The organism is Mycobacterium tilburgii (assembly GCF_902168065.1).
Classification (GTDB): Bacteria; Actinomycetota; Actinomycetes; order Mycobacteriales; family Mycobacteriaceae; genus Mycobacterium; species Mycobacterium tilburgii.
The window spans coordinates 1-23,703 of sequence record NZ_LR655697.1; the positions used below are offsets into that span (position 1 = coordinate 1).

The 23,703-nt window shown below is 66.1% G+C and carries 17 protein-coding genes, 10 pseudogenes and 1 riboswitch; of the genes and pseudogenes, 13 read left to right on the forward strand and 14 right to left on the reverse strand.

Annotation, left to right across the window (positions count from 1 at the left end; genetic code table 11):
* On the reverse strand, window positions 1-952 hold a 952-nt coding region (locus FQ389_RS05320), incomplete at its 3' end, for an NAD(P)H-binding protein (protein ID WP_144206270.1).
* A 302-nt stretch (window positions 953-1,254) separates the two neighbouring features.
* On the opposite strand from FQ389_RS05320, the gene FQ389_RS05325 reads away from it, so the two are divergent.
* From FQ389_RS05325 to metE, 5 genes and pseudogenes are all read left to right on the forward strand, one after another.
* On the forward strand, window positions 1,255-1,494 hold the full coding sequence (locus tag FQ389_RS05325) for a hypothetical protein (protein WP_144206271.1): 240 nt from the start codon (window positions 1,255-1,257) through the stop codon (window positions 1,492-1,494).
* A gap of 196 nt (window positions 1,495-1,690) precedes the next feature.
* Window positions 1,691-1,852: a hypothetical protein gene (locus tag FQ389_RS17750; RefSeq protein WP_186296277.1), complete on the forward strand. Its 162-nt coding sequence runs from the start codon at window positions 1,691-1,693 to the stop codon at window positions 1,850-1,852.
* Between the two features lie 43 nt (window positions 1,853-1,895).
* The gene (locus tag FQ389_RS05330) at window positions 1,896-2,087 is read left to right on the forward strand and encodes a hypothetical protein (protein ID WP_144206272.1); all 192 of its coding nucleotides are present in this window, start codon (window positions 1,896-1,898) and stop codon (window positions 2,085-2,087) included.
* Between the two features lie 32 nt (window positions 2,088-2,119).
* Window positions 2,120-2,769 (forward strand): annotated as a pseudogene (locus tag FQ389_RS05335) (NAD(P)H-binding protein).
* 37 nt (window positions 2,770-2,806) lie between these two features.
* Window positions 2,807-3,021: riboswitch (cobalamin riboswitch) on the forward strand.
* 153 nt (window positions 3,022-3,174) lie between these two features.
* Window positions 3,175-5,445 (forward strand): 5-methyltetrahydropteroyltriglutamate--homocysteine S-methyltransferase, encoded by a 2,271-nt coding sequence (gene metE / locus FQ389_RS05340; protein WP_144206273.1) that lies wholly within the window; start codon window positions 3,175-3,177, stop codon window positions 5,443-5,445.
* Between the two features lie 63 nt (window positions 5,446-5,508).
* On the opposite strand, the pseudogene FQ389_RS22140 reads toward metE, so the two are convergent.
* The 5 genes and pseudogenes from FQ389_RS22140 to prpD form a co-directional block, all read right to left on the reverse strand.
* Window positions 5,509-6,161 (reverse strand): annotated as a pseudogene (locus FQ389_RS22140) (DUF3556 domain-containing protein).
* Between the two features lie 15 nt (window positions 6,162-6,176).
* Window positions 6,177-6,880 (reverse strand): annotated as a pseudogene (locus tag FQ389_RS19135) (DUF3556 domain-containing protein); the annotation flags it as partial.
* Between the two features lie 158 nt (window positions 6,881-7,038).
* Window positions 7,039-8,184, reverse strand: a complete 1,146-nt coding sequence (locus tag FQ389_RS05350) for a bifunctional 2-methylcitrate synthase/citrate synthase (RefSeq protein ID WP_144206274.1) — start codon at window positions 8,182-8,184, stop codon at window positions 7,039-7,041.
* Window positions 8,163-8,918 (reverse strand): isocitrate lyase/phosphoenolpyruvate mutase family protein, encoded by a 756-nt coding sequence (locus tag FQ389_RS05355; RefSeq protein ID WP_144206275.1) that lies wholly within the window; start codon window positions 8,916-8,918, stop codon window positions 8,163-8,165. Before FQ389_RS05355 ends, FQ389_RS05350 begins: the two co-directional genes overlap by 22 nt.
* Entirely contained in the window at window positions 8,915-10,420 is a 1,506-nt protein-coding gene (prpD, locus tag FQ389_RS05360; protein ID WP_186296280.1) for a 2-methylcitrate dehydratase PrpD, read from the reverse strand. Before prpD ends, FQ389_RS05355 begins: the two co-directional genes overlap by 4 nt.
* 119 nt (window positions 10,421-10,539) lie before the next feature.
* Between prpD and FQ389_RS05365 the strand changes: the two genes are divergently transcribed.
* The 4 genes and pseudogenes from FQ389_RS05365 to FQ389_RS05375 all read left to right on the forward strand — a co-directional run.
* A complete protein-coding gene (locus tag FQ389_RS05365) occupies window positions 10,540-11,955 on the forward strand; it encodes a short-chain fatty acyl-CoA regulator family protein (RefSeq protein ID WP_144206277.1) in 1,416 nt (471 codons plus the stop codon).
* 199 nt (window positions 11,956-12,154) lie between these two features.
* Window positions 12,155-13,497, forward strand: a pseudogene (locus FQ389_RS05370) (flavin monoamine oxidase family protein).
* A 96-nt stretch (window positions 13,498-13,593) separates the two neighbouring features.
* Entirely contained in the window at window positions 13,594-13,764 is a 171-nt protein-coding gene (locus FQ389_RS22150) for a hypothetical protein (RefSeq protein ID WP_407662766.1), read from the forward strand.
* A gap of 10 nt (window positions 13,765-13,774) precedes the next feature.
* Window positions 13,775-14,755: pseudogene (locus FQ389_RS05375) on the forward strand (DUF222 domain-containing protein); the annotation flags it as partial.
* 28 nt (window positions 14,756-14,783) lie between these two features.
* On the opposite strand, the gene FQ389_RS05380 reads toward FQ389_RS05375, so the two are convergent.
* Window positions 14,784-15,296, reverse strand: coding sequence for a DoxX family protein (locus FQ389_RS05380; protein WP_144206278.1), 513 nt, complete (start codon window positions 15,294-15,296; stop codon window positions 14,784-14,786).
* Window positions 15,297-15,434: 138 nt separating this feature from the next.
* On the opposite strand from FQ389_RS05380, the gene FQ389_RS05385 reads away from it, so the two are divergent.
* Both FQ389_RS05385 and FQ389_RS05390 read left to right on the forward strand, forming a co-directional pair.
* Entirely contained in the window at window positions 15,435-17,054 is a 1,620-nt protein-coding gene (locus FQ389_RS05385) for a pyruvate, phosphate dikinase (RefSeq protein WP_144206279.1), read from the forward strand.
* A complete protein-coding gene (locus tag FQ389_RS05390; RefSeq protein ID WP_144206280.1) occupies window positions 17,051-17,656 on the forward strand; it encodes a winged helix-turn-helix domain-containing protein in 606 nt (201 codons plus the stop codon). The genes FQ389_RS05385 and FQ389_RS05390 overlap by 4 nt, the downstream gene beginning before the upstream one ends.
* A gap of 1 nt (window position 17,657) precedes the next feature.
* Here the strand turns inward: FQ389_RS05390 and FQ389_RS05395 are convergent.
* The 3 genes and pseudogenes from FQ389_RS05395 to FQ389_RS05405 form a co-directional block, all read right to left on the reverse strand.
* Window positions 17,658-18,077, reverse strand: a pseudogene (locus tag FQ389_RS05395) (DUF1298 domain-containing protein); the annotation flags it as partial.
* Window positions 18,011-18,232: a hypothetical protein gene (locus FQ389_RS05400; RefSeq protein WP_144206282.1), complete on the reverse strand. Its 222-nt coding sequence runs from the start codon at window positions 18,230-18,232 to the stop codon at window positions 18,011-18,013. The pseudogene FQ389_RS05395 and the gene FQ389_RS05400, both read right to left, overlap by 67 nt.
* Before the next feature lie 4 nt (window positions 18,233-18,236).
* Window positions 18,237-18,785, reverse strand: a pseudogene (locus FQ389_RS05405) (alpha/beta fold hydrolase); the annotation flags it as partial.
* A gap of 18 nt (window positions 18,786-18,803) precedes the next feature.
* Here FQ389_RS05405 and FQ389_RS05410 point away from each other — a divergent pair.
* Window positions 18,804-19,078 (forward strand): annotated as a pseudogene (locus FQ389_RS05410) (alpha/beta fold hydrolase); the annotation flags it as partial.
* Here the strand turns inward: FQ389_RS05410 and gnd are convergent.
* Both gnd and FQ389_RS05420 read right to left on the reverse strand, forming a co-directional pair.
* Complete coding sequence (gene gnd, locus FQ389_RS05415; protein ID WP_144206283.1) at window positions 19,075-20,097, reverse strand: phosphogluconate dehydrogenase (NAD(+)-dependent, decarboxylating); 1,023 nt, start codon at window positions 20,095-20,097, stop codon at window positions 19,075-19,077. The pseudogene FQ389_RS05410 and the gene gnd overlap by 4 nt on opposite strands.
* A gap of 14 nt (window positions 20,098-20,111) precedes the next feature.
* Window positions 20,112-21,521, reverse strand: a complete 1,410-nt coding sequence (locus tag FQ389_RS05420) for a glucose-6-phosphate dehydrogenase (protein ID WP_144206284.1) — start codon at window positions 21,519-21,521, stop codon at window positions 20,112-20,114.
* A 129-nt stretch (window positions 21,522-21,650) separates the two neighbouring features.
* Between FQ389_RS05420 and FQ389_RS05425 the strand changes: the two are divergent.
* Window positions 21,651-22,248, forward strand: a pseudogene (locus FQ389_RS05425) (adenylate/guanylate cyclase domain-containing protein); the annotation flags it as partial.
* On the opposite strand, the pseudogene FQ389_RS05430 reads toward FQ389_RS05425, so the two are convergent.
* Together FQ389_RS05430 and ychF are read right to left on the reverse strand one after the other, a co-directional pair.
* A pseudogene (locus FQ389_RS05430) lies at window positions 22,207-22,399 on the reverse strand (VOC family protein); the annotation flags it as partial. The pseudogenes FQ389_RS05425 and FQ389_RS05430 sit on opposite strands and share 42 nt — an antisense overlap.
* Before the next feature lie 125 nt (window positions 22,400-22,524).
* Entirely contained in the window at window positions 22,525-23,598 is a 1,074-nt protein-coding gene (gene ychF, locus FQ389_RS05435; RefSeq protein ID WP_144206285.1) for a redox-regulated ATPase YchF, read from the reverse strand.
* Window positions 23,599-23,703: the final 105 nt, after the last annotated feature.

Below are 23,703 nucleotides of genomic sequence, written 5' to 3' on the forward strand. Positions count from 1 at the left end.
CATACGAGCCACGCTCGTCGCCCGGCCGCGGCCTGCCACCCGCCGCGCCCGCCAACGCCAGCGCAATGGCGTCCTCGACACCCAGCAGGCCCGCAGGCGGATCGGGCACCAGTCCGCGCAGCCCGCTGGCCGAGGCCCGCATCGGATGATCGAGCGACTCCACCAGGTCTCCGGCCAGGCCGGGAGGCACCGGCAACGCAAGCCTGGTGATCAGCGACGCCAACGAGGTGTCGACCCGGCCGACCGGAAGCGCGGCGTGCCATCTGCCGGAGACCCGCGCATACGCCCTGAGCAGGTCCCGATAGGACGTGGTTTCCGGGCCGGCGATGTCGTAGCCCCCCGGCGGGACGAGCTCCGGATCGGCCGCTGCGACCAGATAGTGCAGCAGGTCGCGGACGGAGATCGGATCGATCGGGTTGTCCATCCAGCTCGGGACGGGGATCAGCGGGAATCGGTCACCTACGTAGCGCATCATCTCGAACGACGTCGAGCCGGCGCCGATGATCACCGCCGCGCCCAGCCACACCAGCTCCGAGCCGTCCGGGATGGTCAGCGCCTCGGCCACCTCGGCGCGGCTGGCCAGATGATCGGAGAGTGCCTGGTCGTCCGGCACGAAGCCGCCCAGGTAGACGATGCGACGCACCCCGGCGTCCCGGGCGGCCGTCGCGACGTTGGCGGCCGCGGCCCGGTCGGCGTCCCGGAAATCGGGCTGGCCGATGGCGTGGACCAGGTAGTACAGCACATCGACCGGCCCGGCGGCGTCCATCGCCGCCTGTGCCGACGCCGGATCTGCCGCGTCCAGGCGAACCGGTGCGACGTCATCGAACCAACCGAACCGCTTGAACCGCTTCGGATTTCGGCTCGCGGTCACCACCTGGTGGTGGCGCTCCAGGAGTTCCGTGACCAGCCTGGATCCCACATAGCCGGTCGCGCCGGTCACCACAATCCGCATACATTCGACCCTATCCCACGGGTGCCATACCTAAAGCGGGTTGGGGTTGAACCAACTAAGTATAGGTAACCGTAACTAAGTGTATGAACGAAATAACAGGGGGAAATGCCACGCGCGCGGGCTTTTCGACCACGGCCAGCGATGATCCAACAATCGCAGCAATGTCTGTGCAGTTTCCGTAGCACTACCATCCACAGAAAGAGCTGATTGACCGGCTGAGTAATGTTCTGGGGGAACACTTTCGGCGCTTCGCGTTGTCGGCCGGTGTCGACCACCGGCACCTGGCGATTTCCATGGACCGGATGGAGCAGCTGACCGGTTTCAGCGAGGCGAACAAGGCCTATGTCGAGGTCGCACTGGAATTGGGTGAGCGGGCCCTGCGCGCCGCGCTCGACGAGGCCAAGGTCCGGCCCGAAGAGGTGGACATCGGCACACTCGTGACACCGTTTTGCGCGGCGTCGCCGTCCGCGGCAAATAAATCTTACCAAATCCGACCCGGTATTGACCAAATAACTGTTACCCAAACAGTTGAGCCAAGTTAGAACCGTGTTGGCATTTTCCGATAAGGGTATTTCCCACGACTTTTGTCGATCGGTTGGTCGCACCGGCAGAAGCCGGCGCGCCGCGTCTTGATGGAGACGTGGTGTGCGGAGGTGATCGCGAGCCCGTCGCCCATCACCGAGGCGGGCAGGGCGGTGCTACAGCGCTGTCCCCGATCACCCCGGTTCGCTCGGCATTGTGATCAGCGAAGCCGTCGAAGAGGCACTCGGGCGCGCGGACACGCACTATGCGCTCGGTTCGGTGCTAAACCATGTGCTGCTGCATCAGACGCTGATCGGTGACGCCGCCGGCCTGACACCACGGATGTGGATGTACACGATTGGCCGCGACTTGGATTGAGGCCGTTGCCTGCCCTCAGAAGTCGGTACTGGAGGCGGCCGTGATGTTCGCCCTCACCGAGGGCATGGTCCCGGCGCCGGAGACCGCCCACGCCATCCGCGGTGTGATCGACGTGGCGCTGGCCGTGCGGGAGGCGCAACAGGAGACCGTCATCTTGTTCAACTATTCTAGTTATAGGCTGTTGGACATGACGGCGTATGACGACCACCTGCATAGCCGGCTGCCCGCGGACTGACACGCCCGCCGGACGGCGCTACCGTCGGAACCATGGCACGGATCATCCTCATCGGCGGCCACGGCAAGGTCGCGCTGCAGCTGGCTCGCATCCTGATCGAGCGCCAAGACCAGGTAAGCTCGGTCTTCCGCAATCCCGATCACCGCGACGACGTCGCCACCACCGGCGCGTTGGCCGCCTGCTAGCCGGGCACGACGCGGTCGTCTTCTCGGCCGAGGCGGGCGGCGGCAACCCGGCGCGGACCTATGCCGTCGACCGAGACGCCGCCATCCGGGTGATCGACGTCGCCGCGCAGGCCGGCGTCAATCGGTTCGTGACGGTGTCCTACTTCGGCGCCGGGCCGGATCACGGTGTACCGCACGATAATTCGTTCTTCGCCTACGCCGAGGCCAAGGCCGCGGCCGATGCCCACCTGCGCGACAGTGACCTGGACTGGACCGTGCTGGGTCCCGGCCGGCTGACGCTGGAGCCGGCGATGGGCAAGATCGTGCTCGGCGAAGGCAAGGGTGAGGTGTCCCGCGCCGACGTCGCGCTGGTTGCCGACGTCGCGCTGGTTGCCGACGTCGCGCTGGTTGCCGACGTCGCGCTGGTTGCCGCCGTCGCGCAGGCCGACGATTCGACCCGGCGAACCATCGAATTCAACAACGACGACATCCCTATCGCACAAGCGCTGGCCGGCTGACTAAGCTGCATCTCGCAGCTGGTCTGCGCGCGCCGCGGTTGCGGCGCGCGCATCGAGCGAAGCAAGCAGGACCACGCTTCGTGAGAGGGAACCCGGTGAGAATCCGGGACTGTCCCGCAACGGTATGCAGGAACGACTGCCGTCAGCGTTTTTGGCAAGCACTGGTCGAAAGACTGGGAAGCGACGGCCATGAGGTGCACCAACCGGTGCGCGCCTGTGAGTCCGGAGACCTGCCAGTTGTGCCGGGCGCGCCGCGCCCGGCGGCTCATCGCCTCCGAGGAATGGGCGTTTGGCTGCAGCCGTTGGTGGGGTTAGTACCTCTACGAAGATGGGGGTGCGCTCCGCTACCGGTTCGGCTGCACGTCCGCCGGCGGTGACCACCACGCCGATCGAAGGACGAAAATCGTGACCGCTCAAGCATTCACCGCAACGGTTGTCGGCTCGCCGCGCATTGGACCGAACCGCGAACTCAAACGTACGACCGAAGGGTACTGGGCCGGACGCACCAGCCGGGCCGATCTGAAACGCGTGGCCGCGACCCTGCGGCGCGAAACCTGGACAGGGCTGATCGACGCCGGGCTGGACTCGGTGCCCGTCAACACCTTCTCCTACTACGACCAGGTACTCGACACCGCGGTCATGCTGGGTGCGTTGCCGGCCCGGGCCGCGCAGGTCCCCGACGACCTGGATCGCTACTTTGCCGCCGCGCGCGGTAACCAAGATGTCGCGCCGCTGGAAATGACCAAGTGGTTCGACACCAACTACCATTACATCGTTCCCGAGATCGAGCCCGCGACGCAGTTCTCACTGCACCCCGACAAGGTGCTCGCCGAACTGAAAGAGGCTCACGGACTTGGGATTCCCGCGCGCCCGGTGGTCATCGGACCGATCACGTTCCTGCTGTTGAGCAAGGCCGTGAACGGTGGTGGTGCGCCGATCGACCGGTGGAAGGAGCTGGTCGGGATCTACTCGGAGCTGCTGTCGCTGCTCGCCGACAATGGTGCGCAGTGGGTGCAGATCGATGAGCCGGCCCTAGTCACCGACATGTCCCCCGATGCGCCGGCACTGGCCGAGGCGGTCTACACCGCGCTGGGCGCGGTGAGCAACCGGCCCGCCATCTACGTCGCCACCTACTTCGGCGACCCGCGCGATTCGTTAGCCGCGTTAGCCCGCACCCCCGTCGAGGCGATCGGCGTCGACCTCGTCTACGGCCCGGACACCGCGCTCGCGGCGGTGCCCGAGCTTGCCACCAAGACCCTGGTGGCCGGCGTCGTCGACGGGCGCAACGTCTGGCGTACCGATCTCGAGGCGGCGCTGGGCAAGCTGACGGCACTGCGGGATTCGGTCGGTTCGGTCGCGGTGTCGACGTCGTGCTCGACGCTGCACGTGCCGTACTCGCTGCAGCCGGAGACCGGGCTTGACGATGCGCTGCGCAGCTGGCTGGCGTTCGGCCAGGAGAAGGTGACCGAGGTGGTGACGCTGGCGCGGGCGTTGCATGCGGGCCGCGATGTGGTGGCCGACGAGATCGCGGCCTCCAACGCCGCAGTGGCCTCCCGCCGGAAGGACCCGCGGCTGCACAACGACGAGGTGCGCGCCCGCATCGACGCGATCCTGGCCTCCGGCACCCACCGCGGTGACGCCGCGCAACGCCGCGCCCGTCAGGAGGAACGGCTGCACCTTCCGCCGCTGCCGACCACCACGATCGGCTCCTTCCCGCAAACCGTCGAGATCCGCAAGGCCCGTGCCGCGCTGGTGGCCGGCGACATCGACCAGGCCAAGTACGACCGCCGTATGAAACAGGAGATTGCGGACATCATCGAGTTGCAAGAGCAGCTCGGCCTCGACGTGCTGGTGCACGGGGAACCCGAACGCAACGACATGGTGCAGTATTTTGCCGAGCAGCTGGACGGCTTCTTCGCCACCAGGAACGGCTGGGTGCAGTCCTACGGCAGCCGCTGCGTGCGACCCCCGGTGCTGTTCGGCGACGTGATTCGCCGGCATCCGATGACCGTGCAGTGGGCGAGGTATGCGCAGTCGCTGACCGACAAGCCGGTCAAGGGCATGTTGACCGGGCCGGTGACGATCCTGGCGTGGTCGTTCGTCCGGGACGACCAGCCCCGTGCCGACACCGCGCATCAGATGGCCCTGGCCGTCCGCGAGGAGACGGTGGATCTGGAGGCCGCGGGCATCGCGATCATTCAGGTCGACGAGCCGGCGCTGCGGGAGCTGTTGCCGCTGCGCCGGGCCGACCAGGAGGAGTATTTGCGTTGGGCCGTTGGGTCTTTCAGGTTGGCCACCTCCGGCGTCGCCGATGCCACGCAGATCCATACGCACTTGTGCTACTCGGAATTCGGTGAGGTGATCGGCGCGATCGCCGACCTGGACGCCGACGTGACGTCCATCGAGGCGGCCCGCTCACACATGGAGGTGCTGGACGACCTGAACGCGGTCGGCTTCGCCAACAGCGTGGGCCCGGGGGTCTATGACATCCACTCCCCGCGCGTGCCGAGTACAGAGGAGATGGCCGAGTCGTTGCGCGCCGCGCTGCGCGCGGTGACGGCCGAGCGGTTGTGGGTCAACCCGGACTGCGGGCTCAAGACCCGCAACACCAACGAGGTGAACGCGTCGCTTCGCAACATGGTTGCCGCCGCACAGGAAGTGCGCGGCGGCGTCTAGTCCCCGGGCTTGTGGCCGAGCGTAACATCAGGGCGCGTTTCAGCGAATTTTTTCGCGCTGGCATCACGCTCGCGGTTCTTCCTCGGCCTCGGACTCAGCATCCGACAACACCTGAACCGGCACATCGTCGGACCAGGGCTGTCGGGTCACCATGTCGGCGACCTTGACGACGCCGCGCTCGAACTCACCGGTCGCGGCGTCCACAGCCGATAGGTCTGGGTTTGTTTATGGATCGGCTGCGCGTCGAGTAGCACCACCCGCACCTCGCAGGGCAGAAAGCCGCACCGTTGCTGCATCGCGGCGATCAGCTGCTCGTTGTGCATATGACCGTCGCTGAAGTTCCACCCGACGGCGGTGCTGCAGATCCGTTCTCCGTCTGTGATGACGTAATCGTCCTCGTTCTGGCCGGCCATCGCCCGATGCGCCAGCGTGAACAGCGCCCGGCCGTGAGTGTTCATGGCGCGGAACGCATATCCGAAATACATCGGGATCTGCGCGCGTTCTGGGCAGCCGGCATGCTGGCGATCGAAACGATGTTGTGGTTGATCTTCTTGTCCGCGGACGGCTTGATGCACTACAGCGTGGTGTCCCAATTGACGGCGTAATAGCGCATGCCGCGCAGAAACGAGATCCTGCGCGGAAACAGATTGCCCAGGATCACGATAAGCACTGAACTGGGGCCGGAAGACCGGGTTGTTGGACATCATCGTCGACATCACGAACGGAAAGTGCTTGTTAAGTTTGGATGTCGCCGCGCCAGTCCAGATGACCAAGAAAACTAACTTGGCCGCGATGTTCATGTCGGCACCACCGAATACGAACGTCACCGCCAGCGATGCATAACCTCACCCCGGGCGGCGAGGAAGATCACCTTGTCCCGCAACCCGAGCACGACCAGGATCAGCACGATCCTCCAGGTGGTGATCAACCCGACCTGTGTGCCCTGCTCCGAGACGGGCCCGGTGCCGTCGGCGAACAGGGTGAGGAAAAGCAACAGCAGCAGCCCGTATAGCGCGACGTCGACCAGGGTGCGGGCGGTGCCCGTGGTCGCCGGGACGCGATTCGGCCAGGGGACAACCGGATGGTCTCGGGCCGAAGTCAATACAGGATCGAACCCAGCAGCGGCCAGATGCGGGTTGTTCAACGGCCCGAGACCACACCCGAGCCCGACCTCGAATAGCATCGTGTAGAGCACGACCTTCTCAAACGCGATCGGTTCGGCGTACCACGAGGTGACGCGGGTGAAGGCCAGACCGCGAGTGGTCGCCACCGCCATCAACCACGCGAACAGGATGTAGAGCAGCACCTTGCCGACGTGGAACAGGTACAGCACGACCGGCGTTCCGAAGCCGACCTCCTCCCAGTGCCGGGCCATCGGCCGGATCTTTTCGCTGCGGGACAGCTTGCTCCACTGATCAATGTCGACCTGCGGCAGTTCGGGTTAAAGGAATCCCATGGTTCCACAGACTAGAACCCCAACAGGGCAGCGCGCCCGGGGCGGCCGATGACATATCGAGCTCACAGTTCACTGGCCGGGTCGCGTGATTGCTCGGTACCTGCTCAAGCCAGCGGCACCGGCGCCGGGCAGTGCGACTAGCCGGTCCGGCGCAGCGTCAAAGCCCGCTGCTCGCGCCCGGAATAGGCGCTCAGTGGCCGGATCAACGCGTTCGATGCCGCTTGCTCCATGATATGGGCGGTCCACCCGGTGATCCTGCTCATCACGAAGATCGGCGTGAAGCAGGCGGTGTCGAACCCCATCAGGTGGTACGCCGGCCCGGTCGGAAAGTCGAGGTTCGGCAGGATGGCGGTGGCCGCGAACATCTCGGCTTCCAGGACGTTGTACATGTCCAGCCAGCGCTGTCCGTCGCGGGCGGCGGCGACCCGGGCCAACGCGGCCTTCATCGTCGGCACGCGGGAGTCACCGTTCCTGTAGACCCGATGCCCGAATCCCATGATCTTCTCTTTGCGAGCAAGCTTGCCGCGCAACCATTCCCGCGCATTGCGCGGATCACCAATCTCGATCATGTCGCGCATCACCGCCTCGTTGGCACCGCCGTGCAGGGCACCCTTGAGCGCACCGATGGCCGCAGTCACCGCGCTGTAGATGTCGGACTGCGTCGAGGTCACCACCCGCGCGGCGAAGGTGGACGCGTTGAAGCCGTGCTCGGCGTAGAGGATCATCGACTGCTCGAATGCCGAGACGATGTCGGGTTCGGGCACCTCCCCGAAGCACATCCGCAGGAAGTTCTCGGCGTAACCGAGGCTGCTGTGCGGCGGGACGGGTTCGAGCCCGCGGCGGCGCCGCATGTCGACCGCGACGATGGTGGGCAGCACCGCGAGCATGCGCAGCGACTTGGCCCGGTTCGCCGAGTCGTCGTCCTCGTCGGGGTCCTCGGCGCCCAGAAAGCTGATGGCGGTGCGGACCACGTCCATCGGGTGACAGTTGTCGGGAAGCTTGCTCAACAGCGACAGCATCGACCGGTCCAGCCGCCGGCTTGCCCGCTCACGCTGAGTGAACAGGGCGAGCTCCGCGTCGGTCGGTAACTCACCGCGCCAGAGCAGGAACGCGACCTGCTCGAAGGTGCAGTGCGCGGCCAGATCCTGCACCGGATAGCCACGGTACGTCAGCGAGTTGGTCTCCGACACCACCTTCGAAACGGCGGTGGTGTCCACCACCACGCCGGCAAGGCCCTTGCGGATATCGGTGGTCGGTGCGGTCACCACGGTGTTACCTCCCATACGTCGTACCCCAGCAGCTCATAGAGCCTGCTGCGGTGCTGCATTCGATCGAGGAGATCGAATTGCGTTCCCGTTGTGCCGATTTCACGCAAACCCGCCTCTACGGCGAACATGGCCAGCCGCAGTGTGGTGACCGGGTAGATGACTATGTTGCAGCCGAGGTCGGTTAGCTGGCTCGCGCTGAGCAGCGGCGACTTACCGAACTCGGTCATGTTGGCCAGCATCGGCACGTCGACGGCGGCGCGGAACGCCTCAGCGTCGGTGCGGGCGCAGATGACGAAATCCGGGTCGCGGCGCGCGGATACGGCCGCGCGCAGCAGTCGCACCATGTCGGCGGTCGGGATGACGTCCTTGCCGTCGAGGTGGCCGCACCGCTTCGGGTTGACCTGGTTCTCCAGATGGCATCCGGCCAGCCCGGCATCTTCCAGCGCCGTCACGGTGCGTACGGCGTTGACGGGTGCGCCGAATCCCGTGTCCGCGTCGATCAGCGTCGGCAGTTCGGTGGCAGCGGCGATGTGGGCGCCACGGCTCGCGACCTCGGTCAGGGTGGTAAACCCGATGTCGGGTAACTCGAGGTCGGCCGACAGCGCGGCACCGGACACATAGACACCCTCGAAGCCCGCGTCCGCGACGGCCTTGGCCACCAGCGGCGAGAATACACCCGGAAAGCGCTGCAGGCGACCGGAATTCATCCCGGACCGCAGCGCCGCACGCTTGTCGGCCGCGCTCGTCATCCGAAGATCCCGGAGGGGATCAGCGGCGCTTTGTCCAGCACCCGCTGATCGACGAGAATGTTCAGCGCCCCCAGCGTGTCGCTCCCGAGGTCGGCAAGGCTCTCGACAGCGCCCAGGAACCGTTGCTGTTCAGCGGGTTCCACGATGTCGGTGGCGAGCTCGGTGAACTTTCGCTCATACTGCTCGCGCGCGAACGGACGCGCTCCGAGCGGATGAGCGTCGGCCACCGCCAGTTCTTCGGATATCACCTCACCACTCTTGAGAGTCACCTCGGCGCGCGCCCCGAATGCCTTCTCGGCCGGGTCATTCGAGTGGTAGCGACGAGTCCACTCCGGATCCTCCACGCTGCTGATCTTCTGCCACAGTTCGATGGTGTCCGGCCGGCGCGTCCGCTCGGGGGCATAGGAGCGCTCGTGGTGCCAGCTGCCGTCCTGCAGCGCGACCGCGAAGATGTACGGCAGCGAATGGTCCAGCGTTTCCCGAGAGGCGTCCGGGTCGAACTTCTGCGGGTCGCCCGAACCCGTCCCGATTACCACGTGGGTGTGCTGGCTGGTGTGCAGCACGATCGTGGCGATCTGCCCGAGATCGCCGATCCGCTCGCGCAGCCGGCGCGCGAGGTCGATGGGCGCCTGGCTTTGGTATTCGGCGGAGTGCTCCTTGGTGTAGCTGTCCAGGATCGCGCGCTTGGGTTCGCCGGGCTCGGGCAGCGGCACCCGGTAGACGCGATCCGTCCCGCCGAGCAGCCAGGCGATGACGCCGTCCTCGCCCTCCCAGATGGGTGCGGGCGACCCCTCTCCCCGCATCGCGCGGTCGACGGCCTCGATCGCGACCTTGCCGGCGAATGCGGGCGCGAAGGCCTTCCAGCTCGAGATCAGCCCCTTACGAGATTGGCGGGTGCTGGTGGTGAGGTGCAGGGCCTGCCCGACGGCCTGATAGATGGTGTCCGCGTCCAGCCCCAGCATCGTCCCGATGCCGGCGGCCACCGACGGGCCCAGGTGCGCGACGTGGTCGATCTTGTGCTCGTGCAGGCAGATTCCCTTGGCCAGGTCGATCTGGATCTCGTATGCGGTGGCCAGGCCGCGGATCAGGTCGGCGCCGGGCACCGCGAGCTGCTGGGCGACCGCGACGAGCGGCGGGATGTTGTCACCGGGATGCGCGTACTCGGCGGCCAAAAACGTGTCGTGGAAATCGAGTTCGCGCACGGCGACGCCGTTGGCCCAGGCCGCCCATTCCGTCGAAAAGCAGCCCGGCACCCCGAAGACCGGTGCGCCCCGCCGCGCCGGATGCGCCAGCGCCTGCGCACGAGCCGCCGTCACGGGTCGCCTGATCACCGCCGCGGCGCTCACGGCGGTGTTGTCAATGATCCGGTTGCGCACCATTTCGACGGTGTCGGGGTCGACCGGAACCGGATCGGTGGCAACCTCGGCGATCTTGGCGGCGAGGTGCTCGCGACGGGGGAAATCGTCGGCGCTGCGGCGGGCCCAAACCTCATGGATACGCATAAGACGCACGGTACGCAACACCGTCATCACGGTAAATGCCCTAAACAGGCGTAATTTTGTGTCCTCGTCCGAGCAGTTTTGCGGATCTTGTGAAAGACACTGGGCGTACCGTAGTGCAGATGGCAAAAACGTTCGCCGGTGCACGGCTACGGCGGCTGCGTGAGGAGCACGGACTCACTCAGGTGGCGCTGGCGCGCGCCCTGGACTTGTCGACCAGTTATGTCAATCAACTGGAAAACGATCAGCGCCCGATCACCGTGCCGGTCCTGCTGGCGCTCAGCGAACGCTTCGACCTGCCGACGCAGTACTTCGCGCCGGACTCCGACGCTCGGCTGGTGGCGGACCTGCGCGAGATCTTCGCCGACGAACCCGCGACCGCCGGGAAGATCGAAGAGTTGGTGGCGCGCATGCCGGAGGTCGGACAGACGCTGGTCAACCTGCACCGACGCCTGTATGACGCCACGGCCGACCTCGAAGCGCTGCACGACCGGGCCAACGCCGACGTCGCCGCGCCACCCACGAAGCCGATGCCCTTTGAGGAGGTCCGCGACTTCTTCTACGACCGCAAGAACTACTTCGCCGAGCTGGACCTCTCGGCTGAAGCGATGTTCGACGAAAAACATTTGCGCACTGGAGGTCTCGATCGTCAGCTGACAGATCTGCTCAACGACCAGCTCGGCGTGACTGTGCTGATCGACGACGGTAAAGTTCTGTCTGCCAACGTCAAACGCGTGTTTGATGGCGAATCGAAGACCCTGTATCTGGCCCGGTGGCTGCATGCCGGCCAGCGCGCATTTCAGCTGGCGACCCAGATCGCGCTACTCACCCAGGACGAGCTGATCACCGGCATACTCGCCGGCGACGAGCAGCTCAGCGAAGAGGCACGCAGTGTCGCGCGGATCGGCCTGGCGAACTATTTCGCCGGCGCCCTGTTGCTGCCGTACCGGAGTTTCCTCGACTCGGCCGAGCGCGTGCGCTACGACATCGACCAGTTGGCACGCCGTTTCGAGGTGGGCTTCGAGACCGTTTGCCATCGGCTGTCCACCCTGCAGCGCCCGGGTGCGCGCGGCGTCCCGTTCATCTTCGTCCGGGCCGACAGCGCGGGAAATATTTCTAAACGCCAGTCCGCCACGGCTTTTCATTTCTCCCGGGCCGGCGGAAACTGTCCGCTGTGGGTGGTACACCATGCCTTCTCCCGAGCCGGGGAGTTCCTGACGCAGATCGCCCAAATGCCGGACGGGAGAACTTATTTCTGGGTCGCGCGGACCACCATGACGGAGGCCGATCGCTACCTGGGACCGGCCAAGCGCTTCGCCATCGGTTTGGGCTGCGATGTTGCGCACGCCGAAAAGTTGATCTACTCGGCGGGAATCGATGTGCGCGACGGGCAGGCCTTTGTTCCGATCGGCGCCGGCTGCAAGATCTGCGACCGGCCCACCTGTCGGCAGCGCGCCTTTCCGTATCTGGGCAGCCCGGTACGGGTAGACCCGCATTCCAGTACCGATCTCCCCTACCCGCCCGCAATCATCTCCTGAATGACGATGAAAAACCAGTTTCTTCAACGGTTTTAATTTGAATCTACGTCAAAATAAATCAAGCCGCCGGCGCTCGAATCGCGCCGAACCGTTGTTCCCGACACACATTCGGTGTAGTTTGCTGCTGGCAACAACCTGCAAACGGGGAGCCCTGGTGGCGGACGTCGATTATTGCGTGGTCGGGGCGGGGTTCGCGGGCATGACGGCCGCGTTGCGGTTGCAACAGGCGGGCCACCGGTGGCCTTGCTGAAAGCGCGTGACCGGGTGGGTGGCCGCACATTCACCGTCACCCGCGATGACGGGGTGTCGATCGACCGCGGCGGCGCGTGGATCGGGCCGGGCCAGGACCGGATCTATGCGTTGATGAGCGAGTGCGGCGTACCAGAATACAAGCAGCACAACGACGGCGACGCGATGATGGTGGTCGGCGGCAAGAAGCACCGCTACGGCGGCACCATCCCGTAAACCGTGAGCCCCGTGGGCGGTCGCCAACCTCGGCATCGGGTTGGCCGCCATCGAAAAGATGTGCAAGGCGATTCCGCGCGAAGCCCCGTGGGAGGCGAAGAAGGCGCAGGAGTGGGACCGCATCAGCCGGGCAATGGATCGAAAAGAATTCGATGTCCAAAGAAGCGGCCGAGATGCTGGATATAGCGTTCGCCGGCTTGTACACGTCGGCGGCGTCAGAGACCTCGTTGTTGTGGGGACTGCTGCAAAGTTGTTGTGGGGACTGCTGCAAACCGTCTCCGCCGGCGGGCTCACCTTCGCGATTTCGGGCAGGGGCGGCTCCCAGAATGCGCCTCCGGGTCGGCGGCATGGGCGCCCTGCACCGGCCGATGGTGGCCGCACTCGGTGACGCGCTGCACCTGTCGCAACCGGTCCGGCAGATCACCCAGGATGCCGACGGCGTCACGGTCAGCGCGGCCGATCTGACGGTGCGGGCACGTCGGACCATCGTCGCGATCCCGCTGGCGATCGCCACCTCGATCCACTACGAGCCGATACTCCCGGTGGGACCGCGCATTTCTGCACCAGCGCGTGCCGAGCGGCGTGGTAATCAAGACGTCGATCTTCTACGACGAGCCGTTCTGGCGTGCCGACGGATTCTCCGGCCAGTCCGCGGCGACGAACTCTCCGGCGACCCTGACCATCGACGCCTGCACCGACACCGGGGACCGCGGGATCATGTGCGTGATCACCGAAGGACCCGCCGCGCGCCGGCTGAGCCGGCTCGACGAGGCCGAGCGCAGGGCGCTGATCATCGGCGAACTGGTCGACCGGTTCGGCACCAAAGCCCAAGCTCCACACGAATTCCACGAGCAGAACTGGACGGTCGATCGCTATTCGGGTGGCGGAATGATTCGGGCACACCCCACCGGCGTGCTGATCGAATACGGCTACACGCTGCGCGAGCCGTGCGGTCGCATCCACTGGGCGGGCACCGAAAGCCCGGCTGTCATGTGTGGATGGATCGACGGTGCCGTGCGGTCCGGGGAGCGCGCCGCATCCGAGGTGATCGCCGCCGAAACCGTCGCGGTGGCCTAGCACGATGATCTTAAAATCACTTGCTCCACTTTGATTTCAGTGGTTACTGGCCGGTCGTTTGTGTCGGTGGACCGCGATAATTCGCACATGTGTTCCATGGATCGAGAGAGGATCGCGGCGGACCATGACGCATTACGCGCCGCCGTCTCGCGCATCCGAGCGCATTCCTATGACGCGCTGACCCTCCCGGAACGCTTTGGGCTGTTGCAGACTCTCGAACACGAGACGCGTCGCGTGCAGGCTCCCGGTCACCAGCTGATCACCTAGATCGCACCAGGCCACCCCCGACGAGATGGGGAAACTCACCCACGCCCTAGCCGAGCGGCTGCATATCAGCCGCGCCGAGTCGGCCCGATGGGCCTCCGATCTGGGCCCGCTCCAAGCACTCACCGGCGAGCGCTTGGAGCGCGGTTACCGGCCACCGCCGCCGCCCAGGGCGAGGGTGCCATCGGCGCCGGCCACGTCGCGGCGATTCGGCGGTTCTTCGATCAACTGCCGCAGTGGGTGGACGTCGAAACCCAAGCGCTGGCCGAACAACAGCTGGCTCACCACGCGACCCAGTTTCGGCTCGAGCAACTGCACAAGCTCGCCGACCGGCTCGCCTGGTGCCTCAACCCCGATGGCAACTTCACCGACCTTGATCGGGCCCGCCGGCGCAGACTAGTGCTGGGCAAGCAGGACGTCTACGGCATGTCACGGCTCAACGGCTGGCTGACTCCCGAAGCGTGCGCCACGGTCGAGGCCGTGCTGGCCAACGGCGAACTCGGCCAGCACAACGGGCGTCCGGCCACCATCATCGTCAGCACCACGGTGCGCGAACTGGAAACCGCCACCGGCACCGGCCTCACCGGAGACGGAACCCGGCTACCGATCAACGATGTCATCCGGCTGGCCACCCACGCCGATCACTATCTGGCGGTTTTCGACAAAGGCCGGACGGTGGCCCTGTGGCACGCCAAGCGACTGGCCTCACCCGGACAGCGAATTGTGCTGCACGCCAGGGACCGTGGCTGTTCGGCGCCCGGCTGCGACGTGCCCAGCTACCTCTGCGAGGTCCACTACGTCGACGACTACGCGACCTGCCGGGCAACCGACATGGACAATTTGACCTTCGTCTGCGGAACGCACCATCGGCTGGTCAAACCGGGCGGCTGGCTCACCCGCAAACACGCCAACGGGGACACCGAATGGATCCCCGCCGCCGCACCTTAATCGCGGCCAACCGCGCACCAACACCGTCCACCACCCCGAGCAGTTAGCGCGGTGGCGGCAACGACGATCCGTGATCAGCCGGCTTGCTGGGCCGGCGGGCGGTAGAAGATCAGCAACAGGCCCAGTCCGCCCGCGAGGCCCAGTCCCACCGCGATCAGCGGGCCGGGCCAGCCGATTAGCGGGTTGTGGGTCCCGAAGATCAGCCAGTCCAGGCTGAGCCGGCCCGGTCCGAGCGTGGCCACCGCCACCGCGCTGACCGCGAGGACCAGGTTGTACTCCCAGCCTTCCTTGACGATGAAGAACCCGTTGCGCCGGTGCACCGTCCACGCCGCGACCAGCATCAGGGCGACGAAGCCCGCGGCTGGGATCGGGGTCAACAGCCCGGCCGCCAGTCCCAGGCCCGCGGCGACTTCGGTGGTGGCGGCCACCGTAGCGTGGAACTTCCCCGGCTTCATGCCGATGCTCTCGAACCAACTCGCGGTCCCCGGAATCCGGCCACCGCCGAAGAACTTGTTGTAGCCGTGTGCGGCCAACGTCAGGCCCAACACCAGCCGCAGGAGCAGTAATCCGACGTCATAGGGAGTCATACGTGCAAACCTAGATCATTGGGGCGATGGGTTTGCAGCAACCATAAGCCGCGGTGTCCGGCGAGCGGTATGGGAACATAACGACATCCCGCGTTTGCCGAAACCAGCCGGATCAGGAGGGGGTGAACCACGGCGCGTATCGCGCGAGGTGACGGGCATGCAACTGAGCGTGCGGCCTCCACCGACCACACCTTGGTGTTGCTGAACGGCGACGCGGACCATTCGCGGGAACTTCTGGGCAACAAGGGCCACGGCATCGAGGTGATGCGCCGGCACAAGCTGCCGGTGCCGCCCGCGTTCTGCATCACCACCGAAGTGAGATCGCGGTATCTGCGAAACCCCGCCGCGACGCTCGACGCGATCTGGGACGACGTGCTGCACCGGATGCGGTGGCTGGAGGCCGAGACCTCCCGCACGTTCGGCCAGGGGCCGCGGCCGCTGCTGGTCAGCGTGCGCTCGGGAGCCAACCTCTCGATGCCCGGCATGATGGACACGATCCTGAACGTCGGCAGCAACGACGCCGTCGAGCACGCGCTGGCCGCAGCCGGATCCGCAAAGTTCGCCCGCGACACCCGATCTCGATTTACCGGCATGTATCGGCGCGTCGTAGGATCGCAGTCGGTCCCCGCCGACCCGTACGCGCAGCTGCGGGCGGCCATCGAAGCCGTGTTCGCGTCGTGGAATTCGCCGCGCGCGGTCGCCTACCGCGACCACTACGGCCTCGACGACCGGGGCGGCACCTCGGTGGTCGTACAGGCCATGGTGTTCGGCAATCACGGTCCCAATTCTGGTGCCGGAGCGTTCTTTTCACGCAACCCCATCACCGGGGCCAACGAGCCGTTCGGCGAGTGGCTGCCCGGCGGCCAGGGCGACGACGTGGTCTCGGGATTGGTCGACGTCGAACCGATCACCGCACTGCGCGACGAACAGCCCGCCGTCTACGACGAACTGATGGACGCCGCGCGCACCCTGGAGCGGCTCGGCTCCGACGTGCAGGAGATCGAGTTCACCGTCGAAGACGGCAAGCTTTGGCTGCTGCAGACCCGCTCGGCCGAACGCTCGGCACATGCGGCGGTGCGGCTGGCGCTGCAATTGCTGCATGAGGGACTCATCGAGCCGGCCGAGACACTGCGCCGGGTGGCCCCGGCCCACGTCGAAGCCCTGCTGCGGCCCGCCCTGCAGCCCGAAACACGGTTATCCGCACCGCTTTTAGCGCAGGGCTTGCCCGCATGTCCGGGTGTTGCGTCGGGCAAGGCCTACACCGAAGTGGATGAGGCGCTGGCGGCCGCCGACCGGGGTGAGCAGGTCATCATGGTCCGCGACCACACCCGGCCCGAGGATGTCCTGGGGATGCTCGCCGTGCAGGGCATTGTCACCGAGGTGGGCGGGGCGGCCAGCCATGCGGCGGTGGTCAGCCGCGAACTCGGCCGGGTCGCGGTGGTGGGATGCGGCCACGGGGTTGCCGCCGCGCTGGCGGGCAGACAAATCACCGTCGACGGCTGCGAAGGCGAAGTTCGAGAAGGCAATCTGACACCGTCCTCCTGGTCGGAGAGCGACACCCCGAAGTTACGCGAGCTCGCCGACATCGCCCGGCAGATCAGCCCGCTGCGGGCGCACGCCGAGGGCGATTACCCCGGACTGGCCGACACCTCCGACGAAGCGGTACGCACCGCCCTGGACGCGGGCCAGACGGATGTATTGTCGGACTCACCACTGATCGCGATGCTGGCCGCGCTGCGGCTGAGGGAAAGGACATGACGGAACTTGCGGTGCTGCAAGCGGTTCGGCTCAAGGGCCGGGTATCGCCGACGGATCTGGCCGCCACCCTGGGGCACGACGTCGCCACCGTGACCCGGATCGCCGAACGGCTGACCGCCGCGGGCCTGCTGGCCGGCGGGGCGACCTTGCGCATCAGCCCCGACGGCCGCGACCGGCTGGCAGCGCTGCTCGCCGAGGAACGCGACGGTGTCGACATGGGTGCGATCACCGCGGCCTACGCCGACTTCCGAAGCGTGAATGCGGAGTTCAAGTCGCTGGTCACCGACTGGCAAGTCAAGGGCGGCCGGCCCAATCCTCACGACGACGTCGACTACGACGCCGCGGTGTTGGCCCGTCTGGACGCGGTGCACGCCAGGGTGCTGCCGATCATCGCGGCCGTCGCCGCCCAACTGCCCCGGATCACCGCATATTCTACGAAATTAGTTGCGGCTCTTGAGAAGATCAGGGACGGCGACAACTCCTTCCTGACCCGGCCGCTGGCCGACTCCTACCACACCGTGTGGTTCGAATGGCACGAGGAGTTGATCGGCGCCGCCGGGCTCACCCGCGAGGAAGCGGCTCGATCCGGCGACGCGCAATAGGTCACAGCGCGGCGGCCAGCAATTCGACGTAGGCGTCGATGTCGCCGAAGCCTGACTCCGCCGCGTGGACACTGATCGCGATCGTCTCACCGATGCCGTGCACGCCTTGCGTCAGCCCCATGGCCGGCGACAACGCCGGATAGCCGGCCGTGAGCACCACCCGCGCGTCCCCGAAACGCAGATCGGCCGGACCCCGGTTGACGCTGGACAGCACGGTGATGCCGAGCACTTCAGTGTGCCGGGCGTCGGCGTCGAATTGTGAGGTGCCCCAACGCAGCAGCGGGGCGGGCACCGCGGCGAAGGCCCGACTGCCGCTCTTTGTCGCGGGATGCTCGAAGCGCCGCCGGGCGTTGGTCAGGTCGGCGCGGATGCGCTGCATCCGAGCGTCCAAGCCAAGCTACGGGTAAACGCCCACCACCGCGCCCGGCTGCGTACCCGTGCGATGACCCGATCCAGGTCGGCGGGCGCACCGTCGAAGGCGTAGAGCAGGAACTCGTCGCTGGGGATTTTGGCCGACATCCAGTAGAAATGCGCGTCGACGGCCGCCATTCGCCGCCCGGACACGACGCGAGTCACGGCGTCAGCCGGGTGAGCCGATGAATGCCAGCACCCGTTCGGCGACCTTCTCGGGCTGTTCGAGCTGCAGGAAATGGCCGGCGTGGTCGATGATCGCTCTACGTCGCTCCCGGCCGGCAGCACCTTGGCGGTCCAGTGCGCGAACGCCGAAGTCATGCAGCCGTCGTCACGGCCGTGCAGATACAGGCTGGGCAGGATGGGCGCCTCGGTCCATTGCTCGTTGAGTTCGGCATAACGGCTGCGACGGCTGCGGTGTTGCGCAGCGTGGCCCGATAGGTGTCCAGCGCCGCCCGCCAGCTCTCCGGCGTTCCGATCGCGGCGTCAACGTGGCGCAGGTCCTCCTCGGGTTCCCGTAACCCGGCGACCATCGCCGCCACAACAGTGGCAGGATCCAGCGCGTGGAACGCCCTGGCAGCAAAGGCAATTGGAAGTAGAACATGTACCAGCTGCGCAGCAACTGGTATGGCAGCAGCCGAATCAGCCGGCCCCGCTCGCTGACCTGGCCGCGGAAAGCGGCCGGGACGGGCACCGACATGATCACCGCTTTGGTGAACGACTGTTGGGTACTGGCCACTGGGATCCGGCGTTCATGACCGCCCCCGGCGACGACCCGGAACTGCGGACGGACAAGTTCGAGCGGGCCGCCGCGCAGCTGCACATCCCGATTCTGCTGATCCGCGGCAAGCTCTCCGATGTCGTCAGCCCCGAGGGCGTCCAGCATTTCCTGGACACTGTGCCGCGCGGAATTCGTCGAGCTGTCCCACGCCGGGCACACCGCCGTCGGTGGGCGACAACGACGCCTTCACCGACACCGTCGTGGACTTCGTCCGGCGGCTGACCGGCTAGTTGGCCGGTTTCTCCGCGTGGCCGCCGAACTGCTTGCGCATCGCCGAGAGCGTCTTGTTGGCGAAGTCGTCGAGGCTGCGCGAGGCGAAGCGGGACTGCAGCGCCGTCGTCAACACCGGCGCGGGAACGCCCTCGTCGATCGCCGCGATCGCCGTCCACCGGCCCTCCCCGGAATCGGACACCCGCCCGGAGAACTCGTGTAGATCGGGCGATTCGTACAGCGCGCTCGCCGTCAGGTCCAGCAGCCAGGAGCCGATGACGCTGCCCCGCCGCCACACCTCGGCAACTTCGGGAATGTCGATGTCGTAGCGGTAGCACTCGGGGTTGGACAGCGGGGCGGTTTCGGCATCTCCCTTGACGACGCGGTTGCCCACGTCGGCGTTGCGCAGGATGTTGAGCCCCTCGGCGAGCGAGGCCATCATCCCGTACTCGATTCCGTTGTGGACCATCTTCACGAAGTGGCCCGCCCCGGACGGGCCGCAGTGCAGATAGCCCTTCTCGGCCGTGGCGACCTCGCCGTCACGACCGGGAGTCCGCGGCGCCGCATCCACACCGGGCGCGATGGTCGCGAACAGCGGTTCGGCGTGGGCGAAGGATTCGTCGTCACCGCCGATCATCAGGCAGTAGCCACGCTCCCGGCCCCAGACACCGCCGCTGGTTCCGCAGTCCAGGAGATTAATTCCCTTCTCGGCCAATAACTTTGCGTGCTTCAGGTTATCCCGGTAGTACGAGTTGCCGCCGTCGATCACGATGTCGCCGGGGTCCAGCGTCGCGGCGAGCTCCTCGATCATCGACGTGGTGATGTCGCCGGCGGGCACCATCACCCACACCACCCGCGGCGTGGTCATCTTCTGGGCCAGCTCCGCGACTGAGAATGCTTCGGTCATCCCCGCTTCGGCGGCCAGCGTCTTGACGGCGTCCTCGTCGTGGTCGTACACCACGCCCTCGTGTCCACCGCTGACCACGCGGCGGACGATGTTCGCGCCCATCCGGCCCAGGCCAATCATTCCCAGCTGCATTGTCTCCGGTCTCCTTACTGTGCGGCGTTCGTGTTCGCCGGCATCCACGGCTCCTGCCAACGGCGTTGACCGGGCAGCAGCGACTGCGCGACCTCCGGGCCCCAGGACCCCGGCTCATACTGATGAATGTCACTTGGTTTGTCCAGCAAGGGCGCAACGATCCGCCACGTCTCCTCGATGCTGTCCTCCCGCGCAAAGAGCTGGTGATCACCCGCCAGCGCGGCCTGGAACAGCAGTTCGTAGGGCCGCTCCGCCTCGCCCAGATCGGCCGCGAATTCGGAATCCAGATGAACGTCGCGAAACGCGTCACCGACCTGAGCGGATATCTGCAGGCGCATACCTGGGTCCGGGTCGATGCGCAGCACCAGCTGGTTGGGTTCGTCCGGGCCCTTGTGGTTGAGGAAGGCGAGCCGGGGAACGTGATGCAGAAACAATCGAACCTCAGTGACCCTCTCCGCCAACGCTTTTCCGGCCCGCAGGAAGATCGGCACGCCCGACCAGCGCCAGTTGTCGATCTCGGTCCGCAGCGCGATGAACGTCTCGGTCGTTGAGTCTTTCGCGACGCCGAGCACGTCGGTATAGCCGCGGTACTGGCCGCGCACGCAGTGCGCGGGATTCACCGTCGGCATGGAGCGGAACACTTCGTACTTCTTGTCGTTGAGGTCTTCGCCGCTGGGGCCGACTGGAGGTTCCATTGCCACCAGGGCGAGCACCTGCAGCAGGTGATTCTGCACCACGTCGCGCAGCGTGCCGACCGCGTCGTAGAACTTGCCGCGGTCCTGGACCCCGAAGTCCTCGGCCATGGTGATGTGGATCTGCGACACGCTCTGCCGGTCCCACATCGAGGCCAGCGCCTGGTTGGCGAACCGCAGGCATTCGAGTTCGGCCACCGGCTGCTTGCCCAGGAAGTGGTCGACCCGCAGAATCTGGTCCTCGTCGAGCACCGCCCGCAGCCGCCCGTTCAACTCGCGAGCCGACTGCAGGTCGTGGCCGAACGGCTTTTCGACGGCGACGTGCGCGCCTTCCAGCAGGTCGGCCCGGTCCAGGTTCTCCACGATCGGCGCGAACAACGATGGCGGCATCTCGAGGTAGTACAGCGGGCGGCAATCCGACCCGATCATCTCGGCCAGCGAGTCGTAGAGCTGGCCGTCGGTGACGTCGCCGTGCAGGTAGCTCAGCCTGCCCGCGAACCGCTTAAAGACCGTTTCGTCGATCTTTTCCCCGGCGTCGGCGATGGCCTGGCGGGCACGGCCGACGAGTTGGTCCACCGTGATGTCGTCGCTGGCCACACCCAGGATTCGGCAGTCCAGCAAGTGTCGGTATTCCAGCCGGTACAACTCCCGGAATGTCATCTTGCGGGCCAGATCTCCGGTGATCCCGAAGATCACCATCAAATTCGACGAACGCCCACCGTCTTCGGCCAAGACCGAACCTCCCAAAGATCACCTGATCAGTTTCTTGAGATTCACTACCCGGAGCGTTCGCCGTCAACCCTAGACATTGCGTATAGGCCCGACAACCTTAGCAATCGGGGGCTTTGCGAGGATGCCTGTGTGGGTGACGCGCTGCATGTCGCGCTCTACGCGCTGACGGGGATCGCCGTGGCCGAGGCCGGCGCGCTCGCGGTGCTGTGGAGGTTGCTGGCGCGGAGCCGGGCCGAGGCCGAGGAGCTGAGGCAGCGCGCCGACACGCGCAGCTGGTTGATCTCCCGGGGGTCGTGAGGTCGTCAAGACGGTGTGGAACACTGCGAACGTGATGCGCAAGGAAGGCTTTGGCGCGGCCGTGCGCAGCAGCAGCATCGAGGACCTCGCCGACTGGGCAGAGGTCGAACGACCCGATTTTGCCCGGGTGACGCCGCCGACCGGCCGGGTGGTGATTCTGTTCTCCGACATCGAGGAATCCACCGCGCTGAACGAGCGGATCGGAGACCGGGCGTGGGTCAAGCTGATCGGCTCGTACGACAAGTTCGTCTCCGGTTTGGTCAAGCACCACTTCGGCCACGTGGTCAAGAGCCAGGGCGACGGTTTCATGATCGCCTTCGCCCGGCCCGACCAGGCGGTGCGGTGCGGCATCGATCTTCATCAGGCCCTGCGCAGGGACGCAAAGAGTAAACTCGATGATCGCGTTGCGGTTGGCCGTCGGTTCCGCCGATCCCGGACTTAACAGCGCAACGGTCTTGTCGCTACCGATGGCCAACACCCCGACCGGCGTTGGGATCTCGGCGAACAACTTGTTGCCCCACGGAGACGCCGGTGACCATTTCGTAGAACGCGACGAGGCGGGGGACGTCAGCGGTGATGATACGGGTCTAGACGAATTTCAAGGTTCTCCGTTTGGGTGCCGTGACACTGCCACCCACAGCGTCTGGTACTGCGATGCTAGAGACCCCCACCGACAACCGAAGAAGGCCGAACCCCGGGCCGGCCCCTACACGTTGAAACGGAATTCGACCACGTCGCCGTCGGCCATCACGTAGTTCTTGCCCTCCATGCGGACCTTGCCGACCGCCTTGGCCGCCGCCATCGACCCGGCCTCCACCAGGTCGTAGAACGACACGACCTCGGCCTTGATGAAGCCCTTCTCGAAGTCGGAATGGATTACCCCGGAGGCCTTGGGCGCGGTATCGCCTTGGTGAATCACCCATGCTCGCACCTCTTTTGGGCCCGCGGTAAAATACGTCTGCAGCTTGAGTGTGTGAAAACCGGCTCGCGTCAACGCAGCCAGTCCCCGCTCGGTCTGCCCGATCGACTCGAGCAGTTCTGGCACCGATTCGTCGTCCAGCTCTTGCAGCTCGGCCTCGATCTTCGCGTCGAGAAACACCGCGTCGGCCGGGGCGACCATCGCGCGCAACTCGTCCTTGCGGGCCTCGTCGGTCAGCACCGACTCGTCGGCGTTGAACACGTACAGAAAAGGCTTGGCGGTCATCAGGTTCAGCTCGCGCAACACCGACCCGTCGACGCCAGCGGCGAACAGCGTCTTACCCGAGTCGAGCACCGCCTCGGCGCCGACTGCCGCTTCGTGCACGGGTTTGCGCTCCTTGTTGTTGCGAGCCTCCTTCTCCAGCCGCGGAATCGACCGCTCCAGGGTATGCATGTCGGCGAGAATCAGCTCGGTTTCGATCACCTCAATGTCTGAGCGCGGGTCGACCTTGCCGTCAACGTGCACGACGTCGTCGTCCGCGAACACCCGCACCACCTGGCAGATGGCGTCGCACTCCCGAATGTTGGCCAGAAACTTGTTACCGAGCCCCGCGCCCTCGGAGGCACCCTTGACGATTCCGGCGATGTCGACGAACGTCACCGGCGCCGGCACGATCCGCTCCGAACCGAACAGCTCGGCCAGTTTTTCCAGTCGCGGGTCGGGCAGCGAGACGACGCCCTCGTTCGGCTCGATCGTGGCGAACGGATAGTTCGCCGCCACCACGTTGTTACGGGTCAGCGCGTTGAACAGAGTCGACTTGCCGACATTGGGCAGGCCCACGATTCCCAGGCTCAGGCTCACGGGGAACCAAGTTTAGGGGCCGCGCCGGGGTCCCCCGGGCGCCGCGGACCGTTTCATGCACGGCGCCATGGCACGCGCGGCATACCTAACAAGCTATTTACGGGC